The 21,109-nt window shown below is 40.7% G+C and carries 18 protein-coding genes and 1 pseudogene; all 19 read left to right on the top strand.

The annotated features are described in order from the left end of the window. Positions 1–95: 95 nt before the first annotated feature. Positions 96–1,145 (top strand): annotated as a pseudogene (locus BZA03_RS15975) (TIGR03013 family XrtA/PEP-CTERM system glycosyltransferase); the annotation flags it as partial. Positions 1,146–1,179: 34 nt separating this feature from the next. Next, positions 1,180–2,025, top strand: coding sequence for an XrtA system polysaccharide deacetylase (locus tag BZA03_RS15970; RefSeq protein ID WP_110289305.1), 846 nt, complete (start codon positions 1,180–1,182; stop codon positions 2,023–2,025). Continuing rightward, on the top strand, positions 2,001–3,044 hold the full coding sequence (locus BZA03_RS15965) for a FemAB family XrtA/PEP-CTERM system-associated protein (protein WP_110289301.1): 1,044 nt from the start codon (positions 2,001–2,003) through the stop codon (positions 3,042–3,044). The genes BZA03_RS15970 and BZA03_RS15965 overlap by 25 nt, the downstream gene beginning before the upstream one ends. Before the next feature lie 36 nt (positions 3,045–3,080). After that, complete coding sequence (gene xrtA, locus BZA03_RS15960; protein ID WP_110289300.1) at positions 3,081–4,529, top strand: exosortase A; 1,449 nt, start codon at positions 3,081–3,083, stop codon at positions 4,527–4,529. Further along, entirely contained in the window at positions 4,526–5,608 is a 1,083-nt protein-coding gene (locus tag BZA03_RS15955) for a glycosyltransferase (RefSeq protein ID WP_110289299.1), read from the top strand. Before xrtA ends, BZA03_RS15955 begins: the two co-directional genes overlap by 4 nt. A 9-nt stretch (positions 5,609–5,617) precedes the next feature. Beyond that, positions 5,618–7,519 (top strand): XrtA/PEP-CTERM system amidotransferase, encoded by a 1,902-nt coding sequence (locus BZA03_RS15950; protein WP_110289298.1) that lies wholly within the window; start codon positions 5,618–5,620, stop codon positions 7,517–7,519. Next, positions 7,462–8,757 carry a TIGR03087 family PEP-CTERM/XrtA system glycosyltransferase gene (locus BZA03_RS15945; protein ID WP_146212371.1) on the top strand — a complete coding sequence of 432 codons (1,296 nt, stop codon included), beginning with the start codon at positions 7,462–7,464 and terminating at the stop codon, positions 8,755–8,757. Before BZA03_RS15950 ends, BZA03_RS15945 begins: the two co-directional genes overlap by 58 nt. Further along, positions 8,741–9,775, top strand: a complete 1,035-nt coding sequence (locus BZA03_RS15940; protein ID WP_110289296.1) for a dehydrogenase — start codon at positions 8,741–8,743, stop codon at positions 9,773–9,775. Before BZA03_RS15945 ends, BZA03_RS15940 begins: the two co-directional genes overlap by 17 nt. Next, on the top strand, positions 9,754–10,350 hold the full coding sequence (locus BZA03_RS15935) for an SIS domain-containing protein (protein ID WP_110289295.1): 597 nt from the start codon (positions 9,754–9,756) through the stop codon (positions 10,348–10,350). Before BZA03_RS15940 ends, BZA03_RS15935 begins: the two co-directional genes overlap by 22 nt. A gap of 2 nt (positions 10,351–10,352) precedes the next feature. Beyond that, positions 10,353–11,078: a sugar phosphate nucleotidyltransferase gene (locus BZA03_RS15930; protein WP_181417306.1), complete on the top strand. Its 726-nt coding sequence runs from the start codon at positions 10,353–10,355 to the stop codon at positions 11,076–11,078. A 5-nt stretch (positions 11,079–11,083) separates the two neighbouring features. Beyond that, a complete protein-coding gene (locus BZA03_RS15925; RefSeq protein WP_110289293.1) occupies positions 11,084–12,277 on the top strand; it encodes a glycosyltransferase family 4 protein in 1,194 nt (397 codons plus the stop codon). Continuing rightward, positions 12,274–13,476 (top strand): hypothetical protein, encoded by a 1,203-nt coding sequence (locus BZA03_RS15920; protein ID WP_110289292.1) that lies wholly within the window; start codon positions 12,274–12,276, stop codon positions 13,474–13,476. The genes BZA03_RS15925 and BZA03_RS15920 overlap by 4 nt, the downstream gene beginning before the upstream one ends. Further along, the gene (locus BZA03_RS15915; RefSeq protein ID WP_110289291.1) at positions 13,449–14,639 is read left to right on the top strand and encodes a glycosyltransferase family 4 protein; all 1,191 of its coding nucleotides are present in this window, start codon (positions 13,449–13,451) and stop codon (positions 14,637–14,639) included. Before BZA03_RS15920 ends, BZA03_RS15915 begins: the two co-directional genes overlap by 28 nt. After that, positions 14,626–15,567, top strand: coding sequence for a glycosyltransferase family A protein (locus BZA03_RS15910; RefSeq protein WP_110289290.1), 942 nt, complete (start codon positions 14,626–14,628; stop codon positions 15,565–15,567). Before BZA03_RS15915 ends, BZA03_RS15910 begins: the two co-directional genes overlap by 14 nt. Before the next feature lie 94 nt (positions 15,568–15,661). Next, the gene (locus tag BZA03_RS15905; protein WP_110289289.1) at positions 15,662–17,014 is read left to right on the top strand and encodes a putative O-glycosylation ligase, exosortase A system-associated; all 1,353 of its coding nucleotides are present in this window, start codon (positions 15,662–15,664) and stop codon (positions 17,012–17,014) included. Further along, on the top strand, positions 16,989–18,080 hold the full coding sequence (locus BZA03_RS15900) for a glycosyltransferase family 4 protein (RefSeq protein ID WP_110289288.1): 1,092 nt from the start codon (positions 16,989–16,991) through the stop codon (positions 18,078–18,080). Before BZA03_RS15905 ends, BZA03_RS15900 begins: the two co-directional genes overlap by 26 nt. Continuing rightward, entirely contained in the window at positions 18,077–18,967 is an 891-nt protein-coding gene (locus BZA03_RS15895; RefSeq protein WP_110289287.1) for a glycosyltransferase family A protein, read from the top strand. The genes BZA03_RS15900 and BZA03_RS15895 overlap by 4 nt, the downstream gene beginning before the upstream one ends. Next, positions 18,964–20,442 carry an oligosaccharide flippase family protein gene (locus BZA03_RS15890; RefSeq protein WP_110289286.1) on the top strand — a complete coding sequence of 493 codons (1,479 nt, stop codon included), beginning with the start codon at positions 18,964–18,966 and terminating at the stop codon, positions 20,440–20,442. Before BZA03_RS15895 ends, BZA03_RS15890 begins: the two co-directional genes overlap by 4 nt. Then, positions 20,435–21,106, top strand: coding sequence for an SGNH/GDSL hydrolase family protein (locus tag BZA03_RS15885; RefSeq protein WP_110289285.1), 672 nt, complete (start codon positions 20,435–20,437; stop codon positions 21,104–21,106). The genes BZA03_RS15890 and BZA03_RS15885 overlap by 8 nt, the downstream gene beginning before the upstream one ends. Positions 21,107–21,109 lie beyond the last annotated feature (3 nt).

Below are 21,109 nucleotides of genomic sequence, written 5' to 3'. Positions count from 1 at the left end.
ACACATGAAAGTCTCGGTAATCTGCCTCCGGCAGCTTACCGAGCAAAACTGGAAAACTCTAATTTAGCACTGTCTCATTAATGGGGAAGTGGACAATTACCCTTGTGGTTTTTCGTTACTTTACTACACGCTTAGGTTTGCTTGGACTGGGTAAGACCCGCACGTTAATAATTGGGGCGGGGGAACGTGCGTCAATTATAGAAAAGCGGATGAGAAGGGACGTTGATAGAATTGGTTTTGATTTGGTCGGTTTTATTCCCGTACCGGGTGATAATCGAGAAGATGGTATAAAGTCAGAAAAGATTGTACATATTCGACTAGAGCAAAATCTCCGTCAATTTATCTATGATAATGATATAGAGGAGGTTGTTATTGCATGTGATCAGCGCAGGGGGACTTTGCCTCTAGAAGAGTTATTTGAATGCAAATTAAGAGGTATCGAAGTAACAGAGTTGCTGGATTTCATGGAAAGAGAAACAGGTCAAATTGTAGTTAATCTTATGTATCCTTCGTGGGTAATCTATTCTAACGGCTTCTCAACCCAAAACTATCTAAGAGACTCCCTAGATTACGGGATCAATGCTTTTCTTGCGCTTATTGTATTTCTACTAACGTGGCCATTTATGTTGCTGACTGCTGTTTGTATTTACCTTGATGACGGCTTTAAAACGGGCACATCAGTATTGTATAAACAAGAACGAGTTGGGCTTAATGGCAAGTTATTTCGAATTATGAAGTTCAGAAGTATGCGTCCTGATGCTGAAAAAGATGGAGCAAAGTGGGCTTCGAAGGATGATGACAGAGTGACACGCATTGGCCACTTTATTAGAAAATATCGAATAGATGAATTGCCACAACTGTTTAATGTTTTTAGAGGTGAAATGGCCTTTATTGGACCAAGGCCAGAGCGTCCAGAATTTGTAGAGCAACTTGTTCGTGAGATCCCATATTACAATCAAAGACACAACGTCAAGCCGGGGTTGGCTGGTTGGGCTCAACTTAATTACCCCTACGGGGCATCCGTAACCGATTCGATGGAAAAGCTTAAATTTGATTTGTACTACGTTAAGCACCAAAGTCTTTTACTCGACTTGTTAATTTTAATTAGAACGACTGAAGTAGTTTTGTTTGGACGTGGAAGATAGTTTTTACTTACGGGAATAACCTTTGAAAAATGCAATGACAGTAGATGTTGAAGACTATTTTCAAGTTTCGGCATTCGAGAAATCAATTTCGCCCAATGATTGGACGAAACTTCCACTGAGGGTGGGGGATAATACAAATAGGTTGATAGACCTATTTGCCGAGCATAATGTCAAAGCAACTTTTTTCTGTTTGGGATGGGTTGCTGAAAAGTGTCCTAGTGTTATAAAGAGACTTGTTTCTGAAGGACATGAGTTAGCTAGCCATGGATATGACCATACCCGGCTTGGCTTTTTAGATAAGAAGGGCTTTGCTCAAGACGTTAGCCGAAGTAAAAAGGTTCTTGAAGATACAGGTGGTGTGAAAGTTGTGGGTTACCGTGCACCAAGTTTTTCTATCAACGAGCATACCCAGTGGGTTTATGAATTACTTTCTGAATTAGGGTTTACATACTCTTCAAGTACATATCCGATAGAACACGACTTATATGGAGTTCCCGATTGGCCTCGCTTCATACATACTCGACCAGAGGGAATTATAGAGATCCCAATCCCTACTTTGCGCAACAACAATACTAATAAAGGTATCGGAGGTGGTGGATATTTTAGGCTTTTTCCTTATTGGTTATCGAAACGAAGGATTGATGGTTTTCTAGAATCTGAAAACCAACCGTACAACTTTTACTTCCACCCTTGGGAGATTGATTCCAAACAACCTCGCATAAAGAAATTACCCATTAAATCCCGTTTTCGGCATTATGTGAATCTTAGTAAAATGGAAGGAAAACTTCGTTCTTTATTGACAGATTTTGAATGGGGCACGATGACAGATGTTTATGGACTGAAGGAACAGGCGCAATGTCGGAAAGAGTTTGTAAGCTAGCGACAGAGAAACATGACTTTGAGTTGTGGGATACTTATGTCGATAACCATAGTGAGGGAAGTTTCTTTCATCTCAGTGGCTGGCGAGATGTAATTTGTGAGGTCTATAAACATACGCCTTATTATTTAATTTTGGAAAGTAATAAAACTATCTGCGGTGTGCTACCGTTGTTTGAACAAAAAAGTAGGTTGTTTGGTCATGTCCTAATTTCCACTCCGTTTTGTGTGTATGGCGGAGCTATAGCCGATGATGACGGCGGATTGTTACAATTGGAAAATGCAGCCGCAGAGCTAGGAAAGAAACTCAATGTTGATTACGTTGAGTTTAGGTATACGAAGCCACGCAGTAATAATTCGAATCTTATTCTTAATTGTAATCATTCCACTTATCTCATGCCTATCCCTGATGATGAGCAAGCGATACTACAATCAATAAAGAAGAAGCAACGAGCTAATGTGAGACAGTCACTGAAGAATGAACTAACAGCAAAGGAAACATCAGATATAAGTGAAGTTCATCGTATTTACTCTGAGAGTGTAAGGAATCTGGGAACACCTGTGTTTCCAAAGCGATATTTTTCAAAACTCAAAGAGGTATTCAGTGACCGGGTAGAACTTTTGAGTATAAAAAATGGCGAACAGCCGGTATCTGCAGTTTTGTCTTTCTACTATAAAAATAAAGTCTTACCATACTACGGAGGAGGCACTCCAGAAGCTAGATATTGCCGTGGTAACGACTTTATGTATTACAGCCTAATGTGCCGGGCCAGGGAAAAGCGTGATTGTGAAGTATTTGACTTTGGGCGAAGTAAAAACAATTCTGGCTCGGGAAGCTACAAGAAAACCTGGGGTATAGAGCCACAGCCTCTTTATTATTATTGTCAATTAGTTAGAGCTACTAATTTGCCAAACTTAAGCCCAGATAATCCTAAGTATAGATATTTCATCAAAATGTGGAAAAAGCTTCCTTTGTTTGTTACTGAGCGCTTGGGCCCTTACCTGAGCCGCTTTTTAGGTTAGAACACAGTCTGCTAATTTTTTCAGGATTATAAGTCAATGAGGCAAAATTCAGTAAATTTCTATTTGACTCTTGGGGGATTGGCGTTTTTAGTTTGGGCATTCGTTTATTTCCAAACACTACAACACATGGTTATGGTGTGGTCTCAGTCCGAAACCTATAAACATTGTTTCTTTATCATCCCTATAACAATTTATCTTCTATATGAAAAGAGGGCACTTCTCAAAAGCTTAGATTATCGGCCTACTTGGTTGTTAATTGCACCGTTGCTGTTCATTCAAGCGTTATTTGTTTTAGCACAGCAATTAAATGTACAACTTGTTGCTCATTTTTGTGCTGTTACTTCTCTTATAATAATTATCTGGACGCTGGTCGGAAATCATGTTTTCAAAGCCGTAGCGTTTCCTATTTTCTACCTTTATTTCGCCGTTCCTTTTGGCGAAGAGTTTGTTCCACATCTGCAAGTAATTACCGCAGATATAAGTTGCCAACTTCTAATCGCGGTAGGCATTCCGGTCTATCGGGAGGGATTGTATCTGTATTTACCAAACGGGACCTTCCATGTTGCAGAAGCTTGCGCTGGAATACGATTTTTAATAGGCACTTTTGCACTGGGCGTGCTCCTAGCGTATCTAAACTATCAGCGCGTATGGAAGCGGGTATTATTTTCATTGGTTTGCGCTTTTGTACCAGTAATCGCGAACGGAATTAGAGCATTTGGCATTATGGTTATAGGGCATGTTACTGACATGCAGCATGCGGTAGGAGCTGATCACTTGGTATATGGGTGGTTTTTCTTTTTATTTGTCCTAGTTATTTTGTTCTTTTTAGGAAATGTTGCTAACGATGCTCAAGCTAATTACTCAAGTAACGGAGAAGTTGGAAAAATAGAAGCTCGTTATCCCGTAGTTCTTACGTCCGTGTTAGTGCTTCTTTTGCCATTAGCGTCGAGCTTCAGCGCGAGTAAACACAGTTTATCAAAAGATATTAACGTCAGTCAGTTACTAGATTCCTATTATCAAGTTGGAGAGCAAGCTTCATTTAACTGGATGGAAGTTGGCGATGATACTATTCAACCGTCATGGACCGGTATTTTGAATGAAATCCCATTGAGATTAACCTATCGAGATGATAGCGACGAGCAGGAATTAGTCAGCTCTTTACATCGACCATTTAACGATGACGAATTCAGCCTTCTCAAAGCTAAAGAACTAATTCGAAGAAACAACGATTCTTTCGAAATAATTAAGATTCAAAACGTACATGGACATAGCAAGAGCCTATTGATTTGGTATCAATTGGAAAACCGTTCCGTAGCACCTGCTTTAACCGCAAAGTGGCAGCAGTTTCTCAATCGTATGTCTGGCAAAAGAGCCGATGGTTACTACGTCGTTGCAGAGATACCCGAAAACCTTTCAGTTGATATAGTATTAAAGCGGTTAGGCACTCTACCTCTACCTCCGACTGAAACAAAGGCTGCGCGATGACTAAGACTATTTTTCACGTAGTGTATGGACTTCACGTTGGTGGTCTTGAAAGAGTACTAATCAACACCGTCTCTCGTATGCCCAATAATTATGCACATACAGTAGTCTGTCTAACATCTTATTCTGACTCTTTTGCTTCACTCCTTCCTAGTAACGCAAACGTAATAGCGTTGGGAAAAAAAGATGGTCAAGACTTTGGACTTTTTTTTAAATGGTGGAAACTTTTGCGAGCTTACAAGCCGGACGTGGTTCACAGCTATAACCTCGCGACGCTTGAACTTCAAGTATTATCAGCCTTATCAGGCGTAAAAGTTCGGGTTCATGCAGAGCATGGACGAGACGTATATGATCCTTTTGGCGATAATAAAAAATATCAGTTGCTAAGACGGTTAGTTTCACCGTTCATTCACACTTGGGTTTCAGTTTCAACAGAGTTACATATGTGGCTAATGAATACTGTTGGTCTTCCTAATAGTAAAACAAAGTTAATTAGAAATGGTATCGATACTAAACTCTTCACACCTCAACACAAGCCGAGTGACGAGTTTGTCGTTGGTAATGTGGGTCGCTTGAACCCAATCAAAAATCAGACCCTCTTAATAGATGCGTTCTGCTTAGCGGCTTATCGTAACGCTGAGTTTGCGCAGAAAGCGAGACTGAGTATTGTAGGCGAGGGAGAAAGCGAATCGATTTTACATGACCACATTACTTCAAAGAATATGGCTAAAAAAATAAGCTTAATAGGGCTTCGAGAGGACATGCCTGACGTGTACCGAAGCTTTTCCGTATTCGTTATGTCATCTATCGGTGAAGGTATACCAATGACATTGTTAGAGGCCATGGCTAGTGGTGTACCCGCTATCGTTACGGACGTTGGCGGGATGCCTGAGGTCGTTACGGGAAAGGAAGGTATAGTTGTCCCTTCGCAGAACGCAGATGCGTTGGCCGATTCACTGATACTGCTTTTCGAGTCGTCGGATTTACTTAACAGTTTCGCAAATGCATCACGTGAAAGAATTTGTAAATATTTTGATGAAGATAAGATGGTCTCTGATTATTTATCGTTATACAACCAATGAGAAGCCGGTATGTGTGGAGTTAGTGGAATATTTAGTTTTAATAAAGAGCAACATGTATCTAAACAAGTGTTAGAATATATGAACAACGCTCAAATGCACAGAGGACCGGATGCTGAAGGTTACTTCTATGGAGACGGAGTTGCACTAGGGCACCGTCGTTTATCAATAATAGATATTACTGGCGGCGGTCAACCTATCTACAGCGAAAATAAGGATGTTGTAATTGTTTTTAATGGTGAGATTTTCAATCATCATGAAATTGCCGAAGAGCTTAAATTAAAAGGCTACTCCTACCAAACTCACAGTGATACTGAAACGATATTACACTCATGGAGGGAATGGGGAGTAAAGTGTCTAGATAAGCTGCGAGGAATGTTCGTCTTCCTCATATGGGACGAAGTAAAGCAACAACTTTTTGTGGCAAGAGATAGGTTAGGAATCAAGCCTCTACATTATTCTCAATTGGCTGACGGTAGTGTTATTTTTGGCTCAGAGCTGAAAGTTTTAAAAGCGCACCCTGAATTAGACCGAACACTAAATTATTCAGCAATCGAAGATTATCTTACTTTTGGTTATATACCTGACCCAAAGAGTATCTATTCTTCAGTTCAAAAGTTAGAAGCGGGCCATTACTTGTTATTTCAGCGAGGGAAATCAGGAACTTTGCCCAAGCCCGTGCAATATTGGGATTTACCCTGGGACCAACCACAATATGATGAACTAGACAAAGAAATTTTAACTGAGCGTTTTCGCGAAGCCGTGGATATCCGTTTAGAGTCAGAAGTTCCTTTGGGAGCGTTCTTATCAGGGGGGGTTGATTCAAGCGCGGTCGTAGCTATGATGGCCGGCCTGCAAAAGGAGCCTGTTACAACATGCTCAATAGGTTTCGATGTCCCTGACTATAATGAGTCCGAATTTGCGTCACTAGTTGCTAAGCAATATAAAACCTCACACCATTTAGAGGTAGTCAATCATGAGGATTTTACGTTGATTGATAAAATGGTTGAGTTATATGACGAGCCCTATTCTGACTCATCGGCCCTCCCTACCTACAAGGTTTGCGAGCTAGCAAGAAAACATGTGACAGTAGCGCTTTCTGGAGATGGCGGGGACGAGCTTTTCGCAGGCTATCGGAGGTATCGCCTTCACATAAACGAACAAAAAGTACGAGATGTTATTCCCGACGCGATTAGGCGACGCGTTTTCGGTTTTTTAGGCAGTATCTATCCCAAGCTCGATTGGGCCCCTCAATTCTTACGAGCCAAAACAACCTTTCAATCTTTATCAATGAGTTCTTCGGAAGCTTACCTGAATAGTGTAAGTAAACTGCGATTCGATGAGCGAAGAGCTCTTTACCATAAAGGCTTTAAGAGTCACATTGGAGAATACAACTCGAATCAAGTATTTGACAACGTACTTAAAGGTAAACGATTTAAAGATAAGCTTAAAGAAGCACAGTATCTCGATTATAAAACTTGGGTAACTGGTGACATCCATACAAAAGTAGATAGAGCAAGCATGGCGCATGGACTAGAGGTTCGAGTTCCAATATTTGACCATAAACTAGTAGAGTGGGGGTTCAGACTGCCCTCAAAGCTAAATTTGAATAACGGTGAAGGGAAGTTCAGTTTCAAAAAGGCGCTAGAGCCTTTCCTATCAAAAGACACTCTATATCGAGAAAAAATGGGTTTTAGCGTACCAATGGCTGATTGGTTGCGCGGGCCGTTGAAACAAAAAATGATGGATTTGTTATCATCTGAATGTGTTTCTAAACACGAAATTTTCGACAAAAATGCATTGTTAGAGAAAGCTCAACAGCACATTAGTGGAAAATACGACCATGCAGCTGCGTTGTGGACAATAATGATGTTGTGTCAGTTTTTAGTAAAAGAAGAAAAAGAGAGACATTAATGAAGCCTCCTTTGTTGTTCCTGTGCCACAGAATGCCCTTTCCTCCAAATAAGGGGGACAAGATTACCACTTTTAATCTTATGAATTATTTAAGCAAGCGTTTTGATCTTTATTTGGGAAGCTTTATTGATGATGAATTTGATAAGAAATTCATAGACGAGGTAAAAGCCTACTGTAGGGAAGTTAAATTTATCGACATCACGCGCAAACGATATCTAACCAGTGGTTTAAAATCCCTGGTGTTAGCCGAGTCTGTTTCTACTGCACATTACAGAAATGAAGAATTACAACGATGGGTTCACAAGGTTATTAATGAGCACGGTATAGACTATCTGTTTGTATATTCTTCAGGGATGGCTCAGTTTATTGACTTTCCAGAATACAAAGACAAAAAGCGTGTTTTAGATATGGCTGATGTGGATTCAGATAAATGGCGTCAGTACTGTGAAAACAAGCCCTTCTATTCAAAAATTATTTATGCACGAGAATATAAACTACTAAAAACACTAGAGCAAAAGATTCTTTCAGAGTTTGACGCAATAACGTTAATAACGGATGAAGAGCGAGACTTGTTTAAGTCACTTTCTCCAAAAGCTTATAGTGACAAGATAGTTACGCTTAGCAATGGTGTTGATACTGATTATTTTGACCCTTTAGCTAAATTTGATCACACTGACAGCCCATGTGCGGAGAGCTTGTCAATTTGCTTTACCGGCGCAATGGATTATTGGGCAAATGAAGATGCGGTGGTATGGTTCTGTGAAAAGGTGTGGCCGCTAATAATAGAAGAGCACCCAGCACTGATTTTCTACATAGTTGGTGGGAAACCCACGGAGCGTGTTAAAAAACTGGCCTCAATTAAAGGCGTTTTTGTAACAGGGAGAGTCGTAGATGTGCGTCCTTACATCGACAAAGCTCTAGTCGCCGTGGCAACTTTGCGTATCGCTCGAGGAGTCCAAAATAAAGTACTTGAAGCAATGTCTATGGCCAAGCCGGTAGTTATGACCTCTATGGCTCAGGAGGGAATAGCCTTACCCACAGAGCAAAAGAGATTAGTTATTGATGATGAAGCTATTATGGCTCAGACTATCCTAAATTTGGTCTCCGACAATGCGCGCTCTACCGCAATCGGCGAAAAAAATCGCAAATGGATAGTTGAGCGATATAGTTGGGAAGGTGCACTTAAGCCTCTCGATAAACTTTACCCAAGGAAAGATAGAAATGATAGTACGAGCTAAAGCGCCACTTCGTATAGGGTTAGCGGGAGGCGGCACGGATGTATCCCCATATAGCGATAAATATGGTGGTTTTATACTAAATGTCACACTCGACATGTTTGCTTACGCGACAATACAGACAAGGGATGACGATAAAATCTGTTTTGCAGCTCAAGATATAGAGCAAAAGTATACACAAAACATACAGGATGAGCTTATAGTTGAAGATGAATTAATTCTTCACAAAGCTATTTACAAACGAGTCATACAAGACTTTAACGGTGGCAAGCCTATAGCTCTTGATATTATAACGTTTTCAGATGCTCCTCCGGGGAGTGGCTTAGGCTCTTCTTCGACTATGGTTGTAGCTATTCTCGCTGCCTTTAGGGAACTACTTAAATTACCTCTTGGTGAATATGATCTAGCGCATCTCGCTTATGAAATTGAGCGAGAGGATTGCAAATTGTCGGGGGGTAAACAAGACCAATACGCAGCCACATTTGGTGGTTTCAATTTTATGGAATTTTACCAAGATAGAGTTCTAGTCAATCCGCTGCGTATCCGAAATGATATACAGAACGAGCTCGAGAGCCAGATCATACTTTATTTCACGGGGCTGTCTCGAGACTCTGGTAAGATAATAGATGACCAAATAAAAGCATCAACCAAAACAGATAGTGACAAGTCATTGGAAGCATTGCACAAGGTTAAGCAGAGTGCTTTTGAAATGAAAGAGTGTCTACTGAGAAATGATATAGAAGGTATGTCAAGAGTTTTAGAGGCTTCATGGTTGGCTAAAAAGTCAACGTCATCTTCAATCTCAAACTCCTACATTGAAGAGGTAGCTTCTATGGCTATCGAAAATGGTGCAAAGTCTCTAAAACTATCAGGGGCTGGGGGAGGTGGTTTCATGATGCTTTTTGTTGACCCTGTAGACAAGCAACCGCTCATAAAAAAGCTAAAGCAAACTTCAGGGCAAGTACATAATTTTCAATTTACAAATTTTGGGGTAAAAGCGTGGACGGTACACAATATATAAAAAGCCACTTTGAAAAGAGTATTGAGGTCAAACAGAAAATACTTGCTGATGGTGTATTGATTGAGCGAATTGTTAAAGCTAGCGAATTGTGTATCGAAGCGCTGCAACGTGGAAACAAAGTAATGTTTGCAGGAAACGGCGGCAGCGCTGCTGATTCTCAACATCTTGCAGCTGAATTTGTTAGCAGGTTCAACTTTGACCGCCCTGGTTTGCCTTCGATTGCTTTGACTACAGACACTTCGATGCTAACAGCTATTGGTAATGATTATGGCTTTGAAAATCTATTTTCTCGTCAAGTACAGGCGAATGGCAGAGAAGGCGATATATTTGTTGGAATAAGTACATCTGGAAATTCGGTAAATGTTGTGAAGGCAGTAGAACAAGCGAAAGAGATGGGCATACATACTATTGCTTTATGTGGTGATGCAGGAAAGTTACCTGAAATGTGTGACATAACGCTCAACGTACCTTCAACGTGCACGCCTTATATTCAAGAGTCACACATCATTATTGGTCACATTATTTGTGCTATTGTCGAAGAAACACTGTTTGCTAAATATAAACCTAAGGAGTAATTGTGGAAGCCATTCTTCTTGCCGGTGGTCTAGGGACTCGGTTGTACAGTGTGACTGGAGACAATTACCCCAAGTGTTTAGCGAAGGTAAATGATGTACCTTTTTTACACTACATACTCTGGAATTTTCGAAACCAGGGTGTAAAGCGATTTGTATTAGCAGTTTCTCATCTTTCTGATATGGTAGAACAAGAAGTTAGGCATCATTTCGCAGATTGGGATATTGATTTCTCTATTGAGCGAGAACCACTTGGGACCGGTGGAGCAATAAGGCAAGCGCTAGCGCTTTGTCGTAGCGAACATGTGATAGTTGCAAATGCAGATTCTTTTATTGAATTTTCTTTACTGAAATTCGTTCATGAAATGCGTGAAAACGAAAGCGAGCTTGGGCTTGTATGCACAGAAGTTGATGACCTGTCTCGATTCGGCGCTGCCAATATTGAACAAGGAAAGCTCATAGGTTTTTCTGAAAAAGGGAAGAGCGGCAAAGGGTTTATTAATGCAGGTATATATTGGTTGAACACTTCTAACGACGCCTTTTTAGGCCAACCGGAGTGTTTTAGCTTTGAAAAAAATGTACTAGCTAATAGAGAGTTACATATAAATGTGTTCAAAACGAAAGGTTTATTCTTCGATATTGGAACCCCTGGAGATTTTGCTGGTGCTCAACGCCTTGTAGATTTGAATAAGGGGCTCTTTTCCACATCACCTAAGATAGTAGAAGAGTAAAGCTGATGGAAATTGTCACCATTAGCACACTTTATCCAAACAAGAACGATCCGAAGCATGGTGTTTTTGTTCATACGCGATTAAAGCAACTTTTGCGTGCTTACCCAGAAATATCAGCTACCGTAATTGCCCCTGTGCCGTGGTTTCCTTTTTCATGGAAAAAGTTTGGAGAATACGCTAAATATGCCGGTGTTCCATACAGCGAAACCATAGACGGTATCACGATATTCCACCCCAAATATGTGGTCCTACCTAAAGTTGGAATGTATATAACTCCATTTTTCTTATCGAAAGCTATCAAAAAGACATTACAAAAGCTTCTAAAACGTAAAAATGTCGATTTGATTGATGGACACTACTTTTTCCCTGACGGAGTTGCTATTGAAAGCGTGGCAAGTAGATTTAATATTCCGTTTACCTGTACTGCTAGAGGTACAGATATCAATTTAGTACCCACATACCCAAAAGCTCGAAAAATGTTACATTCGGTTTTCGCAAATTCATCCCACATGATGAGTGTTTGCCAAGCACTTAAGGATGAAATGATGACACTAGGAGTTGAAGATAGCCGGGTAACTGTTGTAAGAAATGGAGTGGATCTATCACTTTTCAGTGCTAGTGATGATGATACTCAGAAAACTTTGAAAAGCTCCTTGGGATTAGATACTCCGCATTTAATTATCTCAGTCGGTTGGCTGATAGAGCGAAAAGGTCATCACTTAATCATTGAGTCACTAAAAAAGCTAAATGACGTAACTTTGGCAATCGCAGGAGATGGTCCCGATCTAAAGAAACTGCAATTACTTGCTAAAGAGTCCGGAGTGAGTGAAAGAGTTAAATTTCTAGGGGCGCTAAGCCAATCGAGTTTAAATGAATGGTTTCGAAGTGCGGATCTTTCAGTTCTTGCTTCAAGTCGTGAAGGCTGGGCAAATGTACTATTGGAGTCAATGGCATCAGGGACACCTGTTGTTGCAACGAAAGTTTGGGGGACGCCCGAAGTAGTTAAAACAAAAAGTGCAGGAATTTTAGTTGATCGTTCAAGTGATGCTATCGCAAAGGGAGTTCGTCAATTGCTTGAAGAGAAGCCTTCACGAGTCCAAACGCGTAAGTACGCTGAGCAGTTTTCATGGAGTGAAAGCTGCGATTCTCTTTATAGAATTTTTCTTTCGATTGTTGAAAACAAGGAAAGCCCATCATGAGCGTTAAAGAAAAGACGATCATCACGTTTAAAAGGTACTTTCTTATTACGGGCTTGTTAGGTCATATTGTGCTGATTGTATTTTTTGTATTGCGTCCAGACCTAGTTGATAAAGTCTCAAGCAAAGTTTTGAGCAAGTATTATGCGTCGGCAAAAGCTAGTGAGCGTAAAGAAATGCTCAAATTTCCGAACCTTCAACAAGAAATAGAAGCAGTTATTTCACCTTGGCAGCCAAGCAATGAATACAGTGTTTCTAACTTACACTTTGTTAATGGGAAGCCTTTCGAATCTCTCCAAATTGCACTCAAAAGCCTGAACGATGGTGACACACTCGAAATCGCACAAGGCGTATATTCTGAACCTTTTGAAGTACATCAAAATCGTCTTACCATCATTGGTAGGGGACATGTGGTTTTTGAAAAAGCAGCAATAAGAGGAAAAGGGTATATTGTTAATTATGCTGATGATTTAACGATTAAAAACATTGAATGCAGGGGGGTTACGGTAGGTGACCGTAACGGAGCTTGTATCCGCCAAGAAGGGGCAAATTTAACCTTAGAGCATGTGTATTTTCACAATAGCGAAAATGGAGTACTTGAAGCCACTGGCAAAAATAGCAAAATTCTTATTTACGATAGTCGTTTTGAACAGTTGGGGCGTCTTGGCCGGGCTCATGGTATCTATACTAACACAGCTGAGCTTTATATTTACGATAGTATGTTTATTGCTTCGAAGAGTGAAGGACACGAAATCAAAAGTAGGGGACCAGTTACCGAAATACATGGCAGTATTATAGCCTCTCTATCAGGTGTAGATAGCCGGCTAATTGATGTTCCAAATGGTGGTAAGCTCGTTTTAGATAAATCATTGCTTCAGCAAGGGGCTATGTCATCGAATGGACAAGCGATCGGTTACGCTCAAGAGGGGAGAAAGCATACCGAAAATAGCATCACACTTAGAGAGAGCGTCTTTATATTCGACAGAATTGGCTATGACAGTATGTTGGCAACAGACAACCAGTTTGTAGAAACCGCAATATCGCAAAATATTATAGTAGGTGAGGTTGACACACCGGATTTAGATACCTCAAATTTAATATATGAAAGTAGGGAGGAAATTGGTTTTCCTGAATACCCGTTTCTTCCAAATGCTTGGTGTGCTGAGCAAGATAAATGTCCAATAAGAACGCAAAGTCAATGAAGATACTCTATCACCACAGAGTTGCCAGCAAAGACGGGCAATATGTTCATATTGAGGAAATCGTAAATGCACTTCGCAAGCTAGGTCACAACGTTCACATCGTAGCACCGAAAATGACTGAACAGTCTAGTTTTGGTAGCAATGGTGGGTTGGTGAGTAAACTAAAGAACCATTTACCCCAAATGCTATATGAGTCTATTGAATACTCTTATAGCTTTTGGGCGTTTTTTAAAATGCTGTGGTCTATCTGGAAATTCAAGCCCGATGTAATTTATGAACGCTATAACTTGTTCTTTACGGGCGGAATTTGGGCAGCGAAACTTTGCAAAGTGCCTTTGCTGTTAGAGGTCAACTCTCCCTTGTACGAAGAACGGATTGACTATGGTGGCCTTTCTCTGAGGCGGCTCGCAAGGTGGTCTGAGTATTATGCTTGGCGTAATGCTGACGTTGTATTGCCAGTCACGCAAGTGCTTGCGGAATTCATATATGTTGCAGGGGTGCCTAAAGATCGCATTGAAGTAATTCCTAACGGGGTCGATGAGGCGCGTTTTAACCCGTCTTTGTATTCTCAACGGCTACCTAAATTAAAGAACAAATGTGTAGTAGGCTTTGTAGGATTCTGCAGGGAGTGGCACCACCTTGATAAAGTCATGAGATCGTTAGCTTCCCTTGATAGTCAAGATATTGTTTTTCTACTTGTGGGAGATGGTCCCGTGTTGCCTCGTCTAAATAAGCTTGCTGATGAATTGGGTTTTACGGAGCAATTTATATCCACAGGCCTAGTTTCTAGAGATAAAATGCCATATTGGTTGAGTCAAATAGACATTGCACTGCAGCCAGCGGTTACTCCATGGGCGTCGCCTTTGAAGCTGCTTGAATATTTAGCGATGGGGAAAGCGATACTGGCAGATGATAGCCCCAATATAAAAGAGTTGTTAACTGATGAGCACAATGCGTTACTTTTTCAAAGTGGAAACCTTGAAGATATGGTTGATAAGTTAATTAGAATGATTTCATCGCCTGCACTCGTCGACAAGCTTTCTAAGTCTGCTTCACAAACAATTGAGCGAAGATCTTTACAGTGGATAGGAAATGCCCAGGTAATCGAAAATTTAGCAGAGGAAAGGGTGCTGAAGAGAGGTCAATTTGATGCCTCTCAATAACCTACAAGCTAAAATAAATAAAGCACGATTCCAGAAGGTTGCGTTTAACGCACGCTCTACAGGTATGTATCCATCGAATAAAGACGCTAATGTTGTATTATTATCGCAAGTTTATCACGGTGCGGTAGATATGGCTCTTTTGGCGCTTAAAAGCTTCGCTTACCAGTTGGGAAGTTGCGCAATAGAAATTGTTGATGATGGCTCTCTTACGAATGAAGATAAAAACCTGTTCAAAGAACACTTCTCCGATTTAACAATTACTAACATTAACGACATCTATGTCGGTCACTGCCCTCGAGGCGGGACATGGGAGAGGTTAGTCAGAATACTCGAACTCTCCAGAGAGCGCTATGTAATCCAAGTAGATACTGACACGTTGACCATGTCCGCTATTCCCGAAATTTCCAAAGCGGTTAACGAGAATAGAGCATTTACGATTGGAAACCCTATTTTCAGTTTTCCTGTGTCCCCTGAGTACATGTCAGCCCTCTCAAAGAGGTGGAACGGTGCTCATGTACAAGTAGAAACGGAAAGAACTCTCACAACCCTGCAATCTGAAAGATTTCAAAAATACTGTCGTGGATGCTCCGCTCTCACTGGGTTTCCTATAATGGGGCCCAGTTTTGAGAGGCTAGAAGCGCTGTCTCAAGAGCTAGAGAGTAAGTTGGGGCATAAAAAGTGGAACGAGTGGGGCTCAGAGCAAGTTGCGAGTAATTTAATGGTTTCATTGTCAGACGATCCCTTCATTCTGCCATGGCCCAAGTATGCAAATTACGGCTTCCCATCGACAGGAAAAGGGAACAAAGACCCTGATAATTTTATAGGCAAAGTGTCTACACTACACTTTATAGGAAGTCATCGCTTCAGTTCGCGAGTATACGAAAAGTTATCACAATACGTAATTAATGAGTTTTTGAGGCATCTGTAGTGATAGACAATACCGTTTTTTTACTTGAAATTGTGCTTCTAGTTTGGTTATCGCTTCAGGCTATAAAAATAGACAATCAGGACGATGATAAGTAATGCGTGATTATCTTTTAGTGTTAATTTTACCGCTTTTACTTTACGCAGCATTGAGAAAACCATTTTTATCAATATCATTCTGGATTTGGTCTGCCCTTGTGCCTCCCTTCTTATGGGCTCATGGCGGTTTAGCGACATCAGTGCGTTGGAACTTTCTTTTCGCAGTGGTGACGATGGCGAGCTTTGCGATTAACAAGGGAAATAAGAAACCTCCAAGTGGCGCCATCTTCGTTCTTTGTGTCATCTTTTTTGCACATTGTGTCATCAGTACAATGCTTAACAATGGTTATGGTCCTTATGTTTGGTTTAGATTCGATTTATTTTGGCGGACCTTACTACTTTTCTTTTTTATTGCTGTAGTTATAAGAAAGCAAGTTCACTTTGAGTCTGTTGCTTGGGGGATTACTCTATCATTCGGAGCGCTTGCAATGATAGAAGGAGCGAAATTCGTTATATCCCTAGGTGGTCATAACATTTTTGGTTTAACTCCAGCATTTAATGATAATAATCTATCAGCATTAGCGTCCTTGATGTGTATTCCTATAGCAATTTTTCTGGCTCGCCAATACAAAGACAACTTTTATTTTAAAAATGGATTATATGGCGTAGCGTTTTTCAATGTCATGTTCGTGCTCGGAACTGATTCTCGTGGTGCGTTTTTAGGATTAGCCGTGTTCAGCATTGCATACTGGTTAAAGTCAAAAAACAAGCTTCGTGATGGGTTTGTGATGTCGTTAGGCGGATTAGTGGCACTAGCCATCCTATCTGACGAGTGGTTTAACAGAATGGAGACTATTGGCGATGCGGGTGAGGATGGGTCGTTTCAAGGTAGATTGAAATCTTGGAAGCTTGCTATGTTAATGGCAATTAGACATCCATTTTTTGGAGGGGGATTCGATTCTACATTCACCAATAGAGGAACTATTAACAGTCTTATTGCAGATTGGGAGACGTTGTCTTGGATACCTAGTGCGACTCTTAATGTTGGTGATACGGTTTTTGTAGCCCACAGTATTTACTTTCAAGTGTTGGCTGACCACGGTTTTCTTGGTGCTATCTGGTATGGTTTCATCGTATTAATCACGTTGAAAAACCTCAGCAGTATAGCAAAGACAAGTAAAGTATTCTGGCATGTTAATTTAGCAGAAATGCTCAGGCTCTCGCTTATTGCCTTTCTAACTGCTGGCGCAGCTCTTAGTTCAGCCTATAACGATTTGTTTTTTGCGCTCGTAGGAATGACCGCTGCACTTTCTGCTGTCGTTAAAGGTGAAGAAAAAAGAGTCGCAGAAGTGCGAGTGAAGACGATGCAACAAGTAAGGTTTGGTAATGAGACTGGCCATATTAATACATGACTACACTGCTATGGGGGGCACGGAGAGAGTCACCCTTCAGCTTTGTAATCAATTAGCAAAACACCACACTATTACTTTAATTTCGGTGCAGCAAACAGGTAAGGAGCCTGCTTTTATCTTATCAGACAACGTTCAAGTTAAATTTCTCAGCGATGACGCTGCCAATATGCTTAGAACTTTGCCACAGAAAGTCTATGTGTTAAGAAAAATCTTAGGCGAAATTAAACCGAATGCCGTTATTGCTTCAGACTCTCAGATGGCACTATTGAGCCTTCCGGCAACAATTGGTAAACGTTATCAGAAGATTGTGTGGGAGCATTTTAATTCACAAATTGAAACTCGGTTTGGTAGTCGTTGGTTTGCTAGGAGACTGGCTGCCAGATTTGCTCACACTATAGTTGTGTTAACTCAGCAGGATAAGCGAGAGTGGGAAAAGAAATATCATTGCAAAGCTTCTGTTGTCGTGCACGCTAATCCCTGCGCATTACCACTGCCACTACTTAATCCATATAGAGATGCCCACGTCGTATTGTCTGCTGGACGTTACACTGAGCAAAAGGGGTTTGACCTTTTAGTGAAAGCATGGAAGTGCTTGTCGAGTGAAATGCGACAAGGTTGGGTTCTTCGAATAGTAGGTCCTAACGGCAGTGCGAAAACAGAACTCTTGGCCGCAGCTAAAGACGATGAGAGTATTCGAATTGAAGGCCCTTCTTCAAACATGAAAAAATGTTACTTAGATGCTGGGATTTTTGTTTGCAGTTCTCGCTACGAAGGGTTCGGCTTAACCATCGTAGAGGCTATGACGCATGGTGTGCCAGTTATTGCTTTCGATTGTCCTATGGGACCAGCCGAAATAATAAAAGAGGAATATGGCAAAGTCGTTGAATTGGCAAATATAAGTGCCTTGTCTAGAGAACTAGCATCAATGATTGAAAGTAAATCAAATCGACAATATTACTCAGAACGTTCATTTGAACGTGCATCCCATTTCACACCGGAGATAACAATAGGGCGCTGGGAAAGTTTGTTAGAAGTATGTGCCGATAAGGAAATAAAAATACCATGATACGTCACATTGAAGTGTGTGTGGTTGCACATAATGAAGAAGACTTTATTGTTTCATGTTTAGAGAGCATAGAAGTGGCTTTAGCTAATATGCCAGAGTCCATAGCTTTCAAAGTCCATATTGTTAATAACGGAAGTTCAGATAGCTCAGAATCTATTATTGATAGTTTCTGTTCCACCCGAGATGATTTCGACGCCAAACATATTAGGCTAGGCGATAAATCCAACGCTTGGAATGTTGCTATATATGAATTAGTGCAGAATAGTGAAAGTCTGATTGTAATGGTCGATGGTGACTGCACAATAAGTGCAGATAGTTTAGTCGCTTTGTTGGAGGGCGCGAAATTAAACACTGATGCATACCTTCTAGCTGCTATACCAGAGCCTATAGGCCGCTACAGTGAAAGTATCACCAGAAATACTCTAAACGGTAAAGCACTAAGTGGTAACTTTTACGCTATCACGCCATTATTCTATGAGAAAATAAAACAAACCGGCTTTATGCTACCTGTCGGGTTAATTGGCGATGACAGCCTTTTAGCTTGGGTTGCTCAATGTGATTTTAAATTGAGCAATGGAGTTAAAAATGGATTGATGGTTGGAATAAAAGGGGCCCTATTCGGTTACCACAGGCTGGTCCCTAATACGTTTAAAAATATAAAGATGTACTGGCGTAGGCTACAACGCTATAGCTTGAGACACATCCAACAAAACTGTATTAAAGCGTATCTTACCCTTGAAAATGACGACTTTGCTTCATTGCCTAGTCATGTTGTTGAGCTATACCGTTACCACAGGCCAGAACACATTAGGACGGATAACAGACTGAATACTTTTTTAGACACGCGGACCTCAAAGCAAATAAAAACTATTAGTGTCGAAAAATGAGTATACAAAAAAAGTTAACAGTGGCTTACCTTTGGAATTTGCTCGGTAAGTGGGGTGTTCGTTTTATTGGGATAGGTAGTACGCTTGTTCTAGTTAGGTTGTTGGACCCTTCTGCGTTCGGCCTAGTCGCTCTTGCAACTATTTGTATCGGCTTTTTTGAAACCTTGACAGACATTGGTATAAATAGGTATTTAATATCTCAGACACAGCTCGATAAACAAGCAATGGACTCGAGTTGGACAGTCGCTTTGCTACTAAAGATCGCTTTAATTTTTTTGATTATAGCGTTGTCTGGCTTTCTTGCTGACTTTATGAATGCTCCTGAAATTCAGTTGATAATTGTAGTTGTGGCTTGTTCGGGTATTTTCTCTGCGCTTAATAATATTGGCTTAGTCCAATTTGAAAAAGAGCTTGATTTTAAGCGCGTTTCTGCTTTGCTGCTCAGTGCAAAGCTAGTGTCAACAGCGGTTATGCTAGTGATTGCCTTTTGGTTACAAAATTATTGGGCTCTAGTGGCGGGTGGTGTTTGTAATGCTTTGGTTTATTGTATCGGATCTTATCAAATATCATCCTATCGACCAGAGCTTAATTTCAATATTGCGAAAGGTCAGTTGAGATTTTCTGGTAAAATTATGGTTCGTGCTGTACTGGGGTACACTCGAAATAAACTCGATACATTTCTTGTGGGGCGTTTATTCGATAATGGCGCTGTAGGCAAATATAGCATTGGCCTTGAATTCGCAGTACTGCCTCTTGCCGAAGTGATTACCCCAGCGTCTACAGCAATGTTCCCTGCCTTAGCGGGCTATAAGAACAATAAACAGGAACTATTCGATAAAACCTACAAATACTTTGGTCTGGTCTATGGTTTTGTAATGCCTTGTGTCGTTGGAATTTGGTTTGTTGCCCCTCAATTTTGCGACGTTATTTTAGGGCCGAAATGGGCAGATACAGCCCCGGTAATGGCAGCCTTGAGTGTGATGATGTTACCTTATCCACTAACGGCAATTACTAACAACTTATTTGATTATCTCGATAAAACCCAGTATAGCCTGTTTAGTGATTCGATGGGGATAGCACTTCTAGTCGGTGCTTTCTGCTTTTTTACATTTAGTGAACTGTCTGATTTTGCTTGGGCTAGAGGTGTTGTTGCGCTTATTGCCTTCCTATGTATACTAATTTTTACACGGCTCACGATTGGCTTGTCTATCAAAAAAATGTCGAGCGTTTTATTATTACCATCTTTAGCCGCTTCGGCAATGTGGAGTTGCCTAGAGTATGGCTATCATTTTACTGAATTGTCACTTTTAGCGCTTGTAGGAAATATAACAATTGGAGCTGTTGCTTATTCAATGGCTCTATCAATACTCCTCAGAATATTCGCGAAGTTCGACCCTACATGGGAGTTTTGGTGGATAAAACTTAAGACTTTACCGGTAAAGCTTTACACAGAGTTGAGCAAAAACCATGCTTAAGACAATCATTAGGCATTTAAGTTTGTTTTTGTTGGGGGCAATTATAACTGGCGTAGCGTTTCTATCTATTGATAAAGCAAGACGAGCAGTTTTAAATTACTTATCTCTTCACACTTCCAGCCCGGTTGTGCTTATTCTTGGAGATTCACACTTTGCTAGATCTGACGTTTGGTCAGATATTTGGTCTTTAAAGCCATGGCAAATCCGTAACCTAGCCGTTGATGGTTATCAAGCTCGTCAAGTTTATGCATTATACCGGGACCAAGTAGCGAGTGACGACCATTGTATAGTGATGGTTATGGTTGGCATTAACCGGACAGATAAAGACAGGTCAGATGATGCGGCACATGCAATCGATAAACTAATCCGCCTTGCTCAAAAACGAAAAAAAAGGCCCGTTATTTTAGAGGTTATGTACACTGAAAACCCGCATGATAGTGCGTACGTCAAAAATTTAAATGAGCAGTTGCAAAGCATCACTGAATCAAATAATACTAAGTTTGTAAAAGTAAATCATGAGCTTAGTAACGGGGGTAAGCTTCTGCCTCAATACAGCCGTGATGGATTACATTTAAATAATGCAGGCTATTCCGCACTTTTTAAAGAAATACGGGCGCAAACACTGCAATTTATATCAAATGAACTAGAACAATGTAGAGGCTAAATT

Source organism: Alteromonas sp. I10 (genome assembly GCF_003201515.1).
Classification (GTDB): Bacteria; Pseudomonadota; Gammaproteobacteria; order Enterobacterales; family Alteromonadaceae; genus Alteromonas; species Alteromonas macleodii.
Note: the sequence above shows the minus strand (reverse complement) of the source record. Positions and strands in the feature narration are given on the sequence as shown.

Coding starts and splice junctions, on each gene's coding strand:
- BZA03_RS15905 (WP_110289289.1), top strand. CDS start 15,662: ATGCGTGATTATCTTTTAGTGTTAATTTTACCGCTTTTACTTTACGCA.
- BZA03_RS15940 (WP_110289296.1), top strand. CDS start 8,741: ATGATAGTACGAGCTAAAGCGCCACTTCGTATAGGGTTAGCGGGAGGC.
- BZA03_RS15900 (WP_110289288.1), top strand. CDS start 16,989: ATGAGACTGGCCATATTAATACATGACTACACTGCTATGGGGGGCACG.
- BZA03_RS15915 (WP_110289291.1), top strand. CDS start 13,449: ATGTCCAATAAGAACGCAAAGTCAATGAAGATACTCTATCACCACAGA.
- BZA03_RS15925 (WP_110289293.1), top strand. CDS start 11,084: ATGGAAATTGTCACCATTAGCACACTTTATCCAAACAAGAACGATCCG.
- BZA03_RS15890 (WP_110289286.1), top strand. CDS start 18,964: ATGAGTATACAAAAAAAGTTAACAGTGGCTTACCTTTGGAATTTGCTC.
- BZA03_RS15970 (WP_110289305.1), top strand. CDS start 1,180: ATGACAGTAGATGTTGAAGACTATTTTCAAGTTTCGGCATTCGAGAAA.
- BZA03_RS15965 (WP_110289301.1), top strand. CDS start 2,001: ATGTCGGAAAGAGTTTGTAAGCTAGCGACAGAGAAACATGACTTTGAG.
- BZA03_RS15950 (WP_110289298.1), top strand. CDS start 5,618: ATGTGTGGAGTTAGTGGAATATTTAGTTTTAATAAAGAGCAACATGTA.
- xrtA (WP_110289300.1), top strand. CDS start 3,081: ATGAGGCAAAATTCAGTAAATTTCTATTTGACTCTTGGGGGATTGGCG.
- BZA03_RS15895 (WP_110289287.1), top strand. CDS start 18,077: ATGATACGTCACATTGAAGTGTGTGTGGTTGCACATAATGAAGAAGAC.
- BZA03_RS15910 (WP_110289290.1), top strand. CDS start 14,626: ATGCCTCTCAATAACCTACAAGCTAAAATAAATAAAGCACGATTCCAG.
- BZA03_RS15955 (WP_110289299.1), top strand. CDS start 4,526: ATGACTAAGACTATTTTTCACGTAGTGTATGGACTTCACGTTGGTGGT.
- BZA03_RS15885 (WP_110289285.1), top strand. CDS start 20,435: ATGCTTAAGACAATCATTAGGCATTTAAGTTTGTTTTTGTTGGGGGCA.
- BZA03_RS15920 (WP_110289292.1), top strand. CDS start 12,274: ATGAGCGTTAAAGAAAAGACGATCATCACGTTTAAAAGGTACTTTCTT.